13 protein-coding genes are annotated in these 16,422 nt (G+C 43.0%); 10 read left to right on the forward strand and 3 right to left on the reverse strand.

The window, feature by feature from the left end:
• Positions 1–3: 3 nt before the first annotated feature.
• Entirely contained in the window at positions 4–1,038 is a 1,035-nt protein-coding gene (locus BMY66_RS11320; RefSeq protein ID WP_242942712.1) for an aldose epimerase family protein, read from the reverse strand.
• A 156-nt stretch (positions 1,039–1,194) separates the two neighbouring features.
• On the opposite strand from BMY66_RS11320, the gene BMY66_RS11325 reads away from it, so the two are divergent.
• Both BMY66_RS11325 and BMY66_RS11330 read left to right on the forward strand, forming a co-directional pair.
• On the forward strand, positions 1,195–3,396 hold the full coding sequence (locus tag BMY66_RS11325; protein WP_090395237.1) for a transglycosylase domain-containing protein: 2,202 nt from the start codon (positions 1,195–1,197) through the stop codon (positions 3,394–3,396).
• Between the two features lie 26 nt (positions 3,397–3,422).
• Entirely contained in the window at positions 3,423–4,361 is a 939-nt protein-coding gene (locus tag BMY66_RS11330) for an ROK family glucokinase (protein WP_090395238.1), read from the forward strand.
• A 58-nt stretch (positions 4,362–4,419) separates the two neighbouring features.
• Here the strand turns inward: BMY66_RS11330 and BMY66_RS11335 are convergent, their stop codons facing one another.
• Positions 4,420–4,977, reverse strand: a complete 558-nt coding sequence (locus tag BMY66_RS11335; protein ID WP_090395239.1) for a TetR/AcrR family transcriptional regulator — start codon at positions 4,975–4,977, stop codon at positions 4,420–4,422.
• Positions 4,978–5,274: 297 nt separating this feature from the next.
• Here BMY66_RS11335 and BMY66_RS11340 point away from each other — a divergent pair, with 297 nt between their 5' ends.
• The 7 genes from BMY66_RS11340 (at position 5,275) to BMY66_RS11365 (ending at position 12,714) form a co-directional block, all read left to right on the forward strand.
• Positions 5,275–5,757: a MarR family winged helix-turn-helix transcriptional regulator gene (locus BMY66_RS11340; protein WP_090395240.1), complete on the forward strand. Its 483-nt coding sequence runs from the start codon at positions 5,275–5,277 to the stop codon at positions 5,755–5,757.
• Positions 5,758–5,759: 2 nt separating this feature from the next.
• Positions 5,760–7,523 carry an ABC transporter ATP-binding protein gene (locus BMY66_RS11345; protein ID WP_090395241.1) on the forward strand — a complete coding sequence of 588 codons (1,764 nt, stop codon included), beginning with the start codon at positions 5,760–5,762 and terminating at the stop codon, positions 7,521–7,523.
• Positions 7,523–9,433, forward strand: a complete 1,911-nt coding sequence (locus BMY66_RS11350) for an ABC transporter ATP-binding protein (protein ID WP_090395242.1) — start codon at positions 7,523–7,525, stop codon at positions 9,431–9,433. The genes BMY66_RS11345 and BMY66_RS11350 overlap by 1 nt, the downstream gene beginning before the upstream one ends.
• 468 nt (positions 9,434–9,901) lie before the next feature.
• Entirely contained in the window at positions 9,902–10,474 is a 573-nt protein-coding gene (locus tag BMY66_RS11355; protein ID WP_090395243.1) for a winged helix-turn-helix domain-containing protein, read from the forward strand.
• Between the two features lie 42 nt (positions 10,475–10,516).
• The gene (locus BMY66_RS11360) at positions 10,517–11,803 is read left to right on the forward strand and encodes an MFS transporter (protein WP_090395244.1); all 1,287 of its coding nucleotides are present in this window, start codon (positions 10,517–10,519) and stop codon (positions 11,801–11,803) included.
• Between the two features lie 115 nt (positions 11,804–11,918).
• Positions 11,919–12,083: an antitoxin VbhA family protein gene (locus BMY66_RS13820; RefSeq protein WP_155952521.1), complete on the forward strand. Its 165-nt coding sequence runs from the start codon at positions 11,919–11,921 to the stop codon at positions 12,081–12,083.
• Between the two features lie 4 nt (positions 12,084–12,087).
• A complete protein-coding gene (locus BMY66_RS11365) occupies positions 12,088–12,714 on the forward strand; it encodes a Fic/DOC family protein (protein WP_049960436.1) in 627 nt (208 codons plus the stop codon).
• Here the strand turns inward: BMY66_RS11365 and BMY66_RS13945 are convergent.
• Positions 12,695–14,260, reverse strand: a complete 1,566-nt coding sequence (locus tag BMY66_RS13945) for a flagellin N-terminal helical domain-containing protein (protein WP_090395245.1) — start codon at positions 14,258–14,260, stop codon at positions 12,695–12,697. The genes BMY66_RS11365 and BMY66_RS13945 overlap by 20 nt on opposite strands.
• Before the next feature lie 180 nt (positions 14,261–14,440).
• Between BMY66_RS13945 and BMY66_RS13890 the strand changes: the two genes are divergently transcribed.
• Positions 14,441–16,318 (forward strand): flagellinolysin, encoded by a 1,878-nt coding sequence (locus tag BMY66_RS13890; protein WP_090395246.1) that lies wholly within the window; start codon positions 14,441–14,443, stop codon positions 16,316–16,318.
• Positions 16,319–16,422 lie beyond the last annotated feature (104 nt).

The raw sequence follows: 16,422 nt of genomic DNA on the forward strand, positions 1-16,422 counted from the left end.
TATTTAGATAAATTTATAAATTGTAGTTGAGTGAGCCTTCTGGCCAGCCTTTGCAATTGGCTGCTCAAATTCAGGTACGTTCACTGCATTTGGGAAGTACTGAGACTCGAAGCATACTCCAAAGCGCTTGCCGTAAGGGCAGTCACCCTTGCCGATGTGGCTGTCATCAAGGTAGTTGCCAGCGTAAAGCTGTACGCCAGGTAAATCTGTGTAAACTTCCATCTTTCTGCCGCTAACAGGATCTTCAAGTGTACAACTTGGCTTTGTAAGAGATGGATTGTTTAGGCAGTAATTGTGGTCGAAACCGCCTGCCCAGTTGAGCTGGTCGTAGTCAGCCTCTGTATCCTGCTTGAGAGCCTTAGGAGTAGTGAAATCCATTGGAGTTCCCTTTACTTCACGGCATTCTCCGTGAGGAATAGACTCTGAATCTGTGTGAGTATATTTGTCAGCATCAATCCAAACGATGTGATCCATAACAGAACCTGAGTCGTGACCGTTCAAATTGAAGTAGCTGTGGTTAGTTGGGTTGAAGATTGTATCAACATCAGAAACCCCTGAATATTCAAGCTTTAATGAGTTGTCATCGCCAAGAGTATATGTGATTGTGATATCCATTTCTCCTGGGAATCCGCACTCGCCATCAGCCTTGTGGCATGTGAATGTGATATGGCTGTCATCAACGGACTCTACATTCCAGATGCGCTTGTGCATTGGATGGAAGCCTGAATGAAGATTGTTCTTGCCGTCGTTGGCATCGAGCTTGTACTCAACACCATTTAAAGTAAATTTAGAATCGCCGATACGGTTGCCATTAGGGCAGATGCAGCATCCAAATCCAGGTGAATTCTCAAAATAATCCTCAATATTGTCATATCCTAAAACAACATCTGTAAGAATTCCTTCCTTATCTGGAACCCAAAGCTCTAAAAGATTACAACCAAAATTCATGATTTTTGCCTGCATACCATTCTTATTGATAAGAGTATATGCAATCATGTCTTCGCCGTTTTTAGTAACGCCTACTTTTTCTTTTTCCACGATAAAAACCTCCCTATAAAAATAACTACCCTAATGATAAATGTATGTGGTTTTTAATACAAGAGATACAAAATAATTAATCAATTTATAAAGGTAAAAATGTCAAAGAAATGACATTATGGTAATATATTTATATCAAAACAAGGCGGTCCGCGAATGAAGGCCAATAACAAGAAAATCTTTCGACTAATCAAACTTCAAATAGTACTGTTACTGCTGCTGGTTTCGGCCGTCACCTATTACTATGCCAGCGGTTATGCAGCTCAAGTCTCTGAGTTAAAATCAGAGGCTACTTCTCTTGTAAAAAAATCCACGGAAGATACATTCAGACAGATAGAAACCAGTGAAGTATACGATGCAAATGGCAACACGATTTCTGTGTTGAAGGGCGAAAAGGATGTGTACTACATCACCTACGACCAGATTCCACAGAATGCAGTGAAGGCATTGGTTTCCATTGAGGATAAAAAGTTCTTCGAGCACAATGGTATTGATTATAAGGGAATTGCCAGAGCCCTTTACACCATGCTAAAGGATAAGGAAATCACCCAGGGTGGAAGTACCATCACCCAGCAGCTGGCCAGAACAATCTTCCTCAGCAATGAAAAGACCTGGCAGCGTAAGGTGGAGGAGATATATATTGCATCGGAGCTGGAAAAGAAGTATTCCAAGGAACAGATATTAGAGTTCTATTTAAATAATGTTTATTTCGCCAACGGATATTATGGCATTGAGGCGGCAGCCAAGGGCTATTTCAGCAAGGATATTTCGGAGCTGACTCTCTCGGAGGTTTGCTATTTGCTTGCCATTCCAAATAGCCCAACCTACTACGACCCGGTAGTAAATCCGGAAAACACAATCACAAGACGGAACACTATTTTGTCGTCGATGCTGAAGGACAAGGTGATCAGCGAGGCAACTTACACGTCAGCAGTCAACGAAGAAATCGTGCTGACAAGACCAGACAGTATCAAGAATAACTACGTAGAAACATACGCATATTACTGTGCAACCAGGGCGCTGATGAAGGCAAACGGCTTCGAATTCAAGACAGAGTTTGACTCGGACGAGGAAGAGGAAGCCTACAACAGGGCATATGATGAAGCTTACAATCAGTGGAACACTACATTATTTACATCAGGATATCGAATCTATACATCCATAGATTTGAACATGCAAAATGAGCTACAGGCGGCAATAGATTCTCACCTGGAAGATTTTACAGATGTCAATGAAGATGGCATCTATACCGTGCAATCCGCAGGAGTGTGCATCGACAACGAGACAGGCATGACAAAAGCCATAGTTGGAGGACGTAGCCAGGATGTGACAGGCTACACATTAAACAGAGCCTATCAAAGCTTCCGCCAGCCAGGCAGCTCAATCAAACCGCTTATTGTTTACACACCAGCCATCGAAATGGGCTACACCCCAGACAGCAAGGTGATGGATGTAAAGACGGCGGATGGTCCGGAAAATGCAACAGGCACCTACTCAGGAGAAATCACATTGCGCCAGGCTGTGGCACAGTCCAAGAACACAGTCGCTTGGCAGTTGTATTCGGAAGTGACACCACAAAAGGGAATCCAGTATCTGAAGAACCTGGGATTTTCCCACATAGAAGATGACGACTATGGCATGGCAGCATGCCTTGGAGGCCTCACAGTTGGCGTAAGTCCTTTGGAAATGGCAAAAGGATATGCCACTATCCAAAATGATGGCTACATGCGAGAGCCAGATTGCATTTTGCAAATCACTGATTCTGAGGGAGAGGTTCTTTACGAAGCCCAGGAAGAAGAGGTGCAAGTTTACGAAGAAAATGCTGCCAGAACCATGACAGATATGCTACAATCGGTAGTGGCTGAGGGTACTGCCAGAGGCATCGACCTTGGTGAAATGCCAGCAGCAGGCAAAACTGGTACCACCAACGACAACCGCGATGGATGGTTCGTTGGCTACACCAGATATTACACCACAAGCATCTGGGTTGGCTCTGATCAGCCCAAGAAAATAGCGGGCTTGACTGGCTCATCTTACCCAGCTAAAATCTGGGAAGAATACATGAATACCATTCACGAAGGCTTGCTTCCTGCAGAGTTCAAAAAGCCAGTGGAATACATCGGCACAGAAGAGCAGCAGGATGAGGTGGAGATGGATGAAGAGGGCGAATCAGAAGAGGAGCCATACGGCGTCTTTGATGAGGAAAATCCTGGGGAAGCCCCTCAGGAGCCTAACACATACAAAATTATTACTGAGACTTTCGACGGCACGGAAGTGCCAGAGGGCGCAATACCAGATGGCGCCACAGATATAGAGATAACAACCACCACTGAAGAAGTGGAGGATCAGGTTGAATAGAAGTAATATGGAGGATTTTGAAAGAAATGGCAAAGTACGGATTTGGATTGGATCTGGGGGGAACAACATGTAAGTGCGGCTTATTCACAGCAGAGGGTGAGCTACTTGAGAAGTGGGAGGTTCCTACAGACACATCAAACGGCGGTGTAAACATCCTTAAGAATCTTGCACAGACAGTTGTTAAGAAGATGGATGAAAAGGGCATTGCTGCTGACGATGTAGCAGGCGTAGGTATCGGAATTCCTGGACCTGTATCAGATGACGGTGTTGTAAACCGTTGTGTAAACCTTGGTTGGGGCGTTTTCAATGTAGAGAAGGAATTCTCTGAGTGCCTCGGCGGTCTCAAGGTTAAGGCTGGTAACGATGCAAACGTTGCAGCACTTGGTGAAGCTTGGATGGGAGCTGCAAAGGAATATTCAAGCTCAGTTATGGTTACTCTTGGTACTGGTGTTGGCGGTGGCGTTATCATCAACGACGATATCATCAGCGGTGCAGCAGGTGCAGCAGGAGAAATCGGTCACATCAGAGTAAATTACACAGAGGAAAATACTTGCGGTTGCGGCAATCACGGATGTCTTGAGCAGTATTGCTCAGCAACAGGTATTGCTCGTCTTGCAAAGATTCGCCTTGCTCAGAATGATGACGCAAGCAGCCTTAGAGATGTAGAGACACTTGATGCAAAGGCTGTTTTCGACGAGGCAAAGAAGGGCGACGTAGTTGCAAAGGAAATTGCAAGACGCGCTTGCGAATATTTGGCACAGGGCCTTCAGGTAATCTCTTGTGTAGTAAATCCAGAAGCTTTCGTTATCGGCGGTGGCGTTTCAAAGGCTGGCCAGTATCTTGTTGATGAAGTAGAATACAGATTCAATCAAATCGCATTCCACGGCTGCAAGAGCACAAAAATCGTTCTCGCATCACTTGGAAACGATGCTGGTATCTACGGCGCAATGAAGCTTATCCTTTAATTAGAAATAAAGCATACAAAAAGGCAGGTCATTACGACCTGCCTTTAATAATGCATATTTATTTTTTAATAACGCCAGCGTATCCCTTGCCAACAAGAACACTTGCAACATCTGTAAGTGTCTTGAATTCTACGTCGCGGCCACTTGCCAACCAATCCTTGTAAATAGATGTGATTGCCTTTGTGTATGAACGTACAATTGAAGGATGCTCAGTCTGGTTGAAGAACTTAGAAAATTCGTCACTGTTCAAAACCTTATCTACAACTGCATTGTAGAAGAATGAATATGACTCATCGCACATAAGCTTCTTCTGTACCTTGCTGCATGACTCAAGATATTTGTAGAAGTATGTGATACATCCACTAAGATCCATATCTAATGCATACTTTCCAATGTGCTCTAATAAGTCTGAAGAAACCTCTTCTTCAATTTCATCAATCAAATCATCTAAAGATGTATAGTGAAGATAAAATGTCTTTCTGTTGATTCCTGCTCTTTCTGTAAGATCGGTAATTGAGATTTCGCGATAGTCACGTGCTAGTACGAGTTCGTTAAATGACTTTCTAATTGCGGTAAGAGTTCTTCTTACACGTAAATCTTTGCTTCGTTCTCTCATGTTATACTCCTTTTCTTATTAATTACTTCCCTAAGGCGGATTAAGCAATAAATCCATTCTCTAACGTTTAGTACTCCCCTATTCAAGTCCTATCATTATGTCTATTGTCTACTATACCACGGATGAGGTCGCTCGTGGACTTTTTAATAGAATTTTAATATTTTTTTTGTTGCTTGGACACAATTTAGAGTGTATAATGCAAATTGTCCGAAACCGAATTGTCCGGAACCGAACATTCCGAAGTCGGACATTCCCAAAGCAAATTAAAGAAAGAAATTATAGAGGAAAGGAGAAGAAATGTGTAGAAAGGAATTTGACCAAAAGACACATATAGGTTTTTTGTGCGGAAGCATAGGTCGTGAGATTAAAGACGCTATTAACAGAGGCGCCAGCGACAACAAAATGGATCTTTGCACTACCAAAAACGGATGGCTTATTGGTTATTTCGTCAGACAGAAAGAGCCTATTTTCCAAAAAGATTTGGAAAAGATTTTCCATTTCCCTAAATCTACATTGGCAGATATGATTCAGACCCTGGAGCGAGATGGCTTGATTGCCAAGGTCCCAGTAGATGGTGACGGACGCAAAAAGCAAATCATAGTTACAGAAAAGGGGATGGAGTTTCATCATCTTATAGAGAACCAAATACTTGAAGTAGAAGAATATGTAACAAAAGGTATCTCTGAGGAAGAAATCGCCACTGTGATTCGCGTCCTTGATAAGATGCAGCAGAACGCTAGGGAATATAAATCTTACGTAGAATTAAAGAAGGAGGATTAAATTTGGTAAAGAGATTATTACAGGAAACAAAAGAATACACCGCAGCAGCACTAGCAACTCCTGTTTTTATGATTCTTGAAGTAGCAATGGAAATGATAATTCCACTTCTTGTAGCAGATTTAGTTGACAAAGGTGTTGAAGCGGGCAACATGAGCGAGATTTATCGAATCGGTGGATACATGCTCATTTGCGCAGTTGTAGGTTTATTTGGTGGTGTAATGGGAGCTGTTTACGGAAGTAAGGCTTCTGCAGGCTTGGCCAAAAACCTTAGAAAGAAGATGTTTGAAAACATTCAGACCTTCTCATTTGAAAATATCGATAAGTTCTCAACAGCAGGACTTGTTACACGTCTTACAACAGACGTAACAAACGTACAGAACGCATTTATCATGGTTCTTAGAATGGGATTCAGAGCACCAGTTACAGTTATCGTTGCTATGATTCTTTCTTTCAGAATCAATGTAAATATTGCATCGAACTTCTTTATTGCAATGGTCATCATTCTTGCATTCATGACTTTTGTACTTATCAAGACAAGACCATTATTCGAAATTCTTATGAAGAAGTACGATGACTTGAACGCATCTGTACAGGAAAATGTCACAGGTATCAGAGTTGTAAAGGCTTACGTTCGTGAGGCATTTGAAAAGACAAAATTCGTCAAGGGCAGCCAGGGCATCTACAAGGCAGCAACAGCTGCAGAAAAAATGATCGCCTTCACAATGCCAATGATGAGTGCAGTTATTTATGTATGTATCATCCTTATCAGCTGGTTTGGTGCCCATGAGATTGTTATCGAGGGCACACTTACAACTGGAGAGCTTGTTTCGTTATTCTCATACTGCATGAACATTCTTACGTCACTCATGTTCTTCGCTATGATTTTCATCATGGTTACAATGTCAATAGCCAGCATGAAACGTATTTATGAAGTACTTGAGGAAAAGACAACAATCACAAATGGTGAGAATCCAATCTATGAAGTGCCAGATGGATCAATCCAGTTCAAGGATGTTGTCTTCGGATACAACAAAACAGCAGAGCGCCCAGTTCTCGACCACATCAATCTTCAGATTAACTCTGGCGAGACAATCGGCGTACTTGGAGGAACAGGTTCAGCAAAGACTACTCTTGTTTCAATGATTTCACGTCTTTACGATGTGGATGAGGGTGAAGTTCTTGTAGGTGGCAACAACGTTAAGGATTACGATGTTGAGACAATTCGTAATCAGGTTGCCGTAGTTCTTCAGAACAATGTACTTTTCTCTGGAACAATTGCTGAAAACCTTCGTTGGGGCGACAAAGATGCAACAGATGAGGAAGTAAAGCGTGCAGCAAAGCTTGCATGCGCAGACGAATTCATCGAGAAGTTCCCAGATGGCTACAACACACACATCGAGCAGGGTGGTACAAACGTTTCCGGTGGACAGCGCCAGAGACTTTGTATTGCGCGAGCTCTTCTTAAGAAGCCAAAGATTCTTATCCTTGATGACTCTACATCAGCAGTAGATACAGCTACAGATGCAAGCATCCGCCGTGCTTTCCGTGAGGAAATCCCTGGCACAACAAAGCTTATCATCGCTCAGCGTATCTCATCTGTTATGGATGCAGACAGAATTATCGTTATGGATGATGGTAAGGTCAACGACTTTGGTACACACGAAGAGTTGATGGCTAGAAATGAAATTTATAAGGAAATCTATGAGCAGCAGACAGGCGCCGGCAGCGGCGACTTCGACAAGGCTCAGGAAGGAGGCGAGGACTAATGCCTAGAGGACCACAACCAGGATCAGTTCCTAAACTGACAAAAGAGCAGAAGGCCGCAAGACGAGGAGTTCTCGGCCGCCTTGTTAAATATGTAGGAAGCAGATACCCAGTACAGCTTGTACTTGTTATTATCTGCATCTTCCTTTCAGTAATCTGCAATGCAAAGGGAACAGCCTTCATGCAGGAGCTGATTGATTCATATATTTTGCCAATGATACAGACTGGCAGCACAGATTTTGGACCACTTGCAGATGCTATCAAGACTTTGATTGGATACTACGCAGTTGGTATCATCGCAATGTTCTCATACAATTTTATTATGATTTTCGTTGCCCAGGGCTCACTTAGAGACTTGAGAAACGAGATGTTTGAGAAGATGGAGGATTTACCAATCCGCTACTTCGATACACATGCACATGGCGACATCATGTCTGTTTACACAAACGATATTGATACACTTCGCCAGATGATTTCACAGAGCTTCCCACAGATGTTCAACAGTGCAATCACCATCATTACAGTATTTGTTTACATGCTTATGATGTCACCAACCCTTACAGGCGTGACAATCGTAATGATTGCTTTGATTACTCTTGTTACAAAGACACTTGCTGGTACATCTGGAAGATACTTCCGCAAGCAGCAGAAGGCCCTTGGTGCAGTAAACGGTAACATCGAGGAAATCATGAACGGACAGAAGGTTGTTAAGGTATTCTGTCACGAAGAAGAAGTAATGGAGAAGTTCAACGGACTTAACGAGGAGCTTTTCGAGAACGCTTATCGTGCAAACAGACTTGCAAACTGCTTAGGCCCAGTAAACATGCAGCTTGGTAATGTAAACTACGTTATCTGCGCAGTTGTTGGTGGAACACTTGCCCTCAACGGATGGACAGGACTTACACTTGGAGCGCTTGTTTCATTCCTTCAGTTTACTCGTTCATTTATCATGCCAATCCAGCAGGTATCACAGCAGTTCCAGTCAATCGTTCTTGCTATGGCCGGTGCTGAGCGTGTATTCGAGCTTATCGACCAGGTACCAGAGACAGACGATGGCTACGTAATGCTTGTTAATGCAAGAGAAGAGAATGGCGAAATTGTTGAGTGTGAAGAGCGTACAGGAATGTGGGCTTGGAAGCACATCCACAAGGCAGAAGGTACAACAACTTATCAGAAGCTTGAAGGTGATATCGTCTTTGATGACGTAGATTTTGCTTACAACCCTGACAAAACTGTCCTTCACAACATCAAGCTTTTCGCAACACCAGGCCAGAAGATTGCATTCGTTGGTGCAACTGGTGCCGGAAAGACAACTATTACAAACCTTATCAACAGATTCTACGATATCGCTGATGGAAAGATTCGTTACGACGGAATCAACATCAATAAGATTAAGAAGGCGGACCTTCGCCGATCACTTGGTATCGTACTTCAGGATACACATTTGTTTACAGGCACAATTGCTGACAACATCCGCTACGGTAAGCTTGATGCTACTGAAGAGGAAGTTATTGCAGCAGCAAAGCTTGCCAATGCAGACGGATTTATCCGTAGATTGCCTCAGGGTTACGATACAGTAATCAAGGGCGACGGCGGCAACCTTTCACAGGGCCAGCGCCAGCTCCTTGCAATCGCCCGCGCAGCTATCGCAGATCCACCAGTACTTATTCTTGACGAGGCAACATCATCTATCGATACTCGTACAGAGAAAATCGTACAGGACGGTATGGACAAGCTTATGCACGGCCGTACAACATTTGTTATCGCCCACAGACTTTCAACAATCAGAAACTCTGATTGCATCATGGTTCTCGACCAGGGACGCATCATCGAGCGCGGTAACCATGAAGAACTTATCCAGGAAGGCGGTAAGTATTACCAGCTTTACACCGGTAAGATTCAGAATGCGTAAAGCTTTGGATTTTGGGCTGCCTCAGGCCTGGTTTCAGGCTGAGTGAGTTGAATAGATTTTGAACCCTTCGCGGTGCTTCGGCGCCGCGGAGGTTTTTTGTTGTGTAGGGGAGTGTAGTTCGTGGCGCATTTGGCTGTGTGGGGGAAATAGGCCTGATTTTGGATGCTGGTGATTATCGGCTATATTGGTTGACAAGTTTGATTTCAGCAGGTATAGTATCAAACGAGTTTTTGAAAGATTTGTTTTCATATAACAATCTAATTTGTGGGTTCATGTATCGAACCCGAAATCCCATTAATACTTTAAATTAAATCAAATCATCGTAGATATACTCTCAGTCTGCCCGCACCAAGCCGGTAGCCTGAGGGAATGGGCTTTTCGTGCGCCCGTAGTAACAAATATGTAAAAATGATTGACGTTACATAAAATGTAACGTATAATGATGCAAACAAAATTACGAGGATAACTATGAAAGAGATAATCCTGGATACACCAGAAAAGAACAAAATTTATATGAATCCACAGCGCCAGCGGTTGATTCGTCTGATGCAGGTTAGCGGGGAAGCGATGACGCCGAAGCAGCTTTCAAATGAGCTTGGAATATCACCATCGGCGGCCACAGCCCACATCAAAAAGCTGGAAAGCCTGGGGGTACTGAGGCTTGATCACACGAAAAAGATAAATGGAATCACCGCCAAGTACTATGCGCTGGAGGATGTGAACATCTCCCTGAAAACTAATGAACAGCAGGATGATAGCGTAGTAAATGAGCAGGAAGTGTTCCTAAACTACATGATGAATGAAAACTGGCAGGGGTTCCTTGAATATAAGAGAAATCTTTGGGCTAGAGGCGAGAAAACCACAGACGTACATGCACCGGTCACGGGAGATGTGATAAGTTCAGTAGCGTTCCTCACAGACGAAGACGCCGCAGAGCTGAAGAACTATATAATAGATTTCCTAGCAGCCCACGCCGATAAACAACCAAATACTAAGCCATGGAGCACAACACTCCTGGCCTACCCAGTAGATAAGAAGTAACAAAACCAGAACTGTAAACAGCACACACAACGAGGTAGAGACATGAAAATTTTAACACAGTACAAAGGATTGACGAGGGCAAATTATGCATTAGCAATCGGAAGAATGGTCACAAACATGGGTGCTATGATTATGCCAATGCTTACGCTGATATTGAACCAGAAGTTCGGGCTGACTGCATCTAAGACAGCCTTATGGATAATGCTAGCGGGCCTGATCAACCTACCAGCGAATCTGATCGGTGGCCAGCTGGCAGATAGAATCAGCAAGAAAGCAATGATAATTGCTTGCGACTTGGTATCCATAACTATTTATCTTATCTGTGGAGTAAAGGCCTTCAACTTTGCATCCTTCATTATGATAATGGTGGCAAGCTTTTTCCAGACAATCGAAGGCCCAGCCTATAGCGCGCTAGTGGCCCTTGTTACCCCACCGGGCAAGGAGGATAAAGCCTTTTCCATCCAGTACATGGGCGCAAACGTTGGCTTCATTCTGGCTCCAATCATCGGAGGCTTTCTGTTCAACAATTACCTGTGGCTGTGCTTCATTATCGATGCGGTTACAATTGCCATGTCAACAGTGCTGATTATTCTGTTTGTAGATGAAAAAGGATACCAGACAGAAGAAGCAGAAACTACAACAAACAAAGCACCAGTAACCCAGGTAACTCCAACAACCCAGGCAAACCCAGCAGCTAAAGGTTTCATCAGCATGCTTATAAAGACTAACAAACCTGTAATCCTTTTCATGCTGGCCTTCGCATTGTACGAAGGTGGCTATAGTCAATTCTCGTACCTGATGCCAATCGACTTCGCCAAGTATCACGGAGATATGGGAGCTACCATCTACGGAACAGTAATGAGCGTAAGCTGCTTCCTGGTAGTCATCCTGACACCGATAATAACTCAAATAGTTGAATCAAGAAGCAACCAATGGAAGCTAGTTGCAGGCGTAGCCGCTCAAATCCTTAGTTTTGGCGTATTTCTAGTAAGTCTTGGCCACATTCCAGCCTACTATATCGCCATTGCAATCTTCATTGTGGGAGAAATCCTTACAATGCTTTGCTTCTCGCCATATATTGTTCAATCAGTGGGGCCAGAGTACAGGGGCCGAGCATTTGGTTGGATAAGCTTCCTCGGAGCCTTGGCTAGCGGTTATGTCATGTGGTACTCAGGCAGATATGTGGATGCAAACGATGATAGAAACGCCTGGATTTTCACCATCGTCATCTGCGTGGTAGCCCTCGCCCTATCGATTTTGCTTGATTTCGTCACCAAAACCAGGCCACAAACCGAAAATGCCACTCAAGCGGCCAGTTATAAACAATAACAAAACAATTAAAAAATGTGATATAATAAACCCATAGATTAACCACCAATTAACAGTCGTTTTAGAATAATAGGTGAAAAATATGGTTTTTAATCCGATAAATAAGGAGAGATTAATGTCTACAGATGAGAAGATAGCTAGCGTCTCTGCCTCGTTTGCAATGGAGGACATGATACTCACACCGCAGGAGCTTGAACGCGGGAGAATGATCATTGAAAAAGAGATTGATGTGGAAGATGTGGTCCGCGAAATCACATCTAGGTATGTTTCAGTAGGATAAGCCTATGATGGATGAATATTACCGCTATGAGTACGAGGATAACGGTCAGTATTGTTATCCCCACACTCACATTCTCAAAAACAAACTTGATATACACGACAAGGAGCAGCTCTTCAAAGCAGAACAGGAGCTTAGCTCCGCGCGGTACTTTGAAATCAGCCAGCGCCCGATTCCTGGAGATTTTTCTTTGCAACATCTTTGTGCCATTCACAGGTACTTGTTCCAGGATATTTACGAGTGGGCGGGGAAGATTCGCACAGTAGATATTTCAAAGGGCACGATCTTTTGCCTGACGCAATTCATAGAAATAGAATTTAAAAAGGTTCACGATTGGATTATTGCCAATAATTACCTGAAAGATATAGATGATAAAGAAGTGATGGCGAAAAAGCTGGCTTACCTGATTGGCGAGATAAACATGATTCATCCTTTCCGCGAAGGCAACGGCCGCGCCCAGCGCGTATTCATCGAATACATCTGCAAAAACAGCAATCACTTTGATATAGATTTTTCTAAAACAACTAAAAATGACATGATTCTGGCCAGCAAAGAAAGCTCCGTCCTGAACTACGGTCCATTCGAGGAGCTTTTGTATAAATGCCTGGTAGAAATCACTGAAGAAGATTCATAACTCCTTCGGTAGAATGGTTGGCTTGCGCGAGCATTGCCTGACCGGCCTGCTGAAGGATATTATTTTTTGAGAGACTAACCATTTCTTTTGCCATATCTGTGTCGCGGATTCTAGATTCTGCGGCTTGGGAATTCTCCGTAACATTATCTAGATTCTTTATAGTATGTTCCAAACGATTCTGATATGCTCCCATCCTTGATCGTTCATCGCTGAGGTAATTGATAGCGAAACCGATTCTTGTGATTGCATCCTCCGGACCATTAGGTACCATGAAATCGACTGTTGTAATATTCATAGCATCACAAGAAACATTAGGAAGAAGGATGTAAATCTTGTTGTCCATGTCTGCTTCCGCACCGCTGTGAATATTGATGTCTGCACTGCGACTTGAAGGTTTTGTACCGTAAGTTGCATCAACGGGAACTGTTTCAGCGTAACCGAGCCCGAAAAGTCCATATCGCGAGGTGGCACGAGTGTTATAAGAATTTACATTTTCCCATCCCGCACCAGTTGAAGCACTAAATTTTTCAAAAGTAACCTCAGTAACGGTACCGGTTGAATCAATTGAAGACCAAACGGTTGCTTGAGAAGCAGAAGAACGGTCATCGTATATTACAAGTGTACTGCCTTCGATGGCGTATTTTGTATAGTGATTATCTGGATTGCCAAGTTCGCCGGAAAAATCTTTTGTTCCTTCCATTATCCTATTCAAAACATCTGCAGCGGATGTGGCGCCTTTTATACCGATTGTATAAATGTGGTGCTGTCCACTTTGTGTCGCAGTATTTGTTTCGGAAGTGGCATCAAACTTGATACTATATCTGTTTTGACAAGAACAACAGGTAGAATATATACCTTTACCATCCAGCTGTGACACAGAATCTGCAGAAATGCCAGAGAAGTCAATATATGTTGCAGAGTGTGGTATGGTTGCGGTGCCAGTAAGCTCTTCATCAGAACCTTCTAGCTTGTAGGTTACATTAACTGTTGTGTTGTATGTGCTTGCCATATAGCCGTTAGTCAATGAAGCATTATCTATGCCGTTTTGTAACCATTCAGGTAAATCTGCACCTGAAGTTATAGTCTTTGTGTAGGCAGGAGTAATCATATCGCCCTGAATATTAACAGGGAGACCCTTAAGAACAGGAATTTTATTGAAAAATGTTCTAGAACGAACACCGTCGATTTCTTCTTTAATCTGATCAAGCTCGTCTTGGCATGTTTGACGGTCTGCCTGAGAAAGTGTGCCGTTTGCGGCGTGGATAGAAAGCTCATTGGCGCGCTGAAGCATGTCATGAATTTCTGACATAGCACCGTCCGCAATTTGAACTAGGGAGATGCCATTTTGAGAATTAACGGAACCTTCATTGAGACCACGAATTTGCTTTCTCATTTTTTCAGAGATAGCAAGACCTGCAGCGTCGTCTGCTGCACGGTTGATTTGATAGCCGGAAGAAAGCTTTTCCGTTGATTTCTCTATGAGGCCAGTAGTGTTACCAAGAACTCTGCTGCTATTTGATGATTGTAAATTGTGTGTAACAACCATTAAATAAATCTCCTTAATTAGTAACCAGTTATCTTTGATATCGACATTACATATTGAAATATTATAGAAATAATAAAGTTACAAAAAATAATTATCTGAGGTCATTTTTCTATAAAGAAAGCCGACATATGAAGTGTAACGTGGAAAAAGCCTAGAAAGGCGATACAAAGGGTGCGATTAATGGTAGTACAACACAATATGAACGCTAGTAATGCTAGCCGTATGTACAACTTAACAAATGATTCCCTTGGAAAGAGCATGGAAAAGCTTTCCAATGGATATCGTATTAATCGTGCAGCAGATGATGCTGCAGGCCTTTCTATTTCAGAAAAAATGCGTCGCCAGATACGTGGATTGAATCAGGCTTCAACTAATGGTGGTGATGGCATATCTTTGGTTCAAATCGCAGATGGCGCTCTCAATGAAGTGCACGATATGCTTCAGCGCAGCAACGAGTTGGCGGTTCAAGCAGCAAACGGTACACTGTCAGACAGCGACCGCAAGAACATCAACGCCGAAATTGAAAAGATTAAAGATGAAATAAATTCCATTACAGCAAGAACAAAATTTAATGATATACAGGTGTTCAGCAAGGATGGCTTTGTGCCAAAACTAAAGTCAATCGACGCTACATCAACACAGGAAACAGCAGTAGATAAGCTGGCTGCGAAGATTTCTGATGAGTATTTTCCAAACGCAGTAAGTCAGATTTTGTCTGCATTCCCATCTCTTGGAAATAAGATAAATGAGCTGGCATCAGGGGATAAAACACCTTATGATACAAAGCTTTCAATTGAATATATAGATGGAGTATATGGAACCTTAGCATATATGAGCGCAAGCTTTAGAATACTAGGCTCAACACAGGAATTTGCATCAGGTACCCTCGGCATGACCGTGGACGAGGCGGATTTTCCATCATTAAATTTAAGCGATTCTCAGTTGCAAGAATTAGAAAGTACCATCGCTCATGAGACCATGCACGGTATTATGGATGTAGCGATGCCAAGTGGAATGTATAGTCGCGATGGTTCTGCAAGTGATATGCCAACCTGGTTTGTTGAGGGTACTGCTCAGTTGGCAGGCGGCGGCTATACAACAGGATGGAATAACAGTCTCATAAATTTGGCTGTGAAGCTTACAAGCGCAGAGGATACCAGCCAGGATTCTGCAATCGCGGCATACCTGAGCCAGGGCGGTGACTATACGGTCGAAAGTAGACCATATGGTCATGGATATTTGGCGGCAGCCTATGCTAGTTACCTTGCAGCAGATGGCAATGGTGTGTCAGTAAGCAATCTGCGAAATGGTGCAGATAAGATTTTTGGAGCCTTGATTGATGATCAAACAGGCAGCTTCAGTTCGATTGTATCAGAGCAAACTGGAGTTGCAGTAAGCGATATCATTAGTGCTATTGATTCGGGAAGTACGTCAAGCTTTTCGGAAAAACCAGACAAGCTAAGCGCTGTTGAATTTGTTCGTCAACTATCCTATTACAGTGTGGGAGGCGCTGGCTCGCTCATAACTGACGATTTGAAGATTGGTGGAACAGCAATCCTTGGCGATACAGCTAATAAGGACACTCAACCAATACGAATTACGAATGTTGAAAAGAATTACAGCACACTTACATCCACAACCACAAGCGGGGGAAATGCCAATGTAATTCTTCATCTGGGAACAGATGCTGATATGACAAACAAGCTAGAAATCAGGCTTTATAACATGAATTGTGAAGCACTTACAATCGATACAACAGAGGTTTTGACGGAGGATACAGCCACATCGGCAATAGATGAATTCGGCAAAGCAATCAGGATTGTCAGTGGTGTTCGTAGTTATTTTGGAGCCATGCAGAATCGCTTGGAACATACCATCAAAAACCTTGACAACGTAGTGGAAAATACCGATGCAGCAGAATCTAGAATTCGCGATGCAGATATGGCAGATGAAATGGTGACTCTATCCAAGGATAAAATCCTTGCCCAGGCAGGCGAATCAATGCTTGCTCAGGCAAATTCAAGTACAGATGGAGTCATGGCACTATTACAATTCTAAACATTCAGTGAAAGCGTCCATTTTGGGCGCTTTTTTCACATTAAATTAACATATTTTTTCCTGAAACAAGCTAAAGTTAATAATAAGAAGTGCCGATAATGAAA

This window comes from Pseudobutyrivibrio sp. C4 (genome assembly GCF_900111635.1).
GTDB lineage: Bacteria > Bacillota > Clostridia > Lachnospirales > Lachnospiraceae > Pseudobutyrivibrio > Pseudobutyrivibrio ruminis.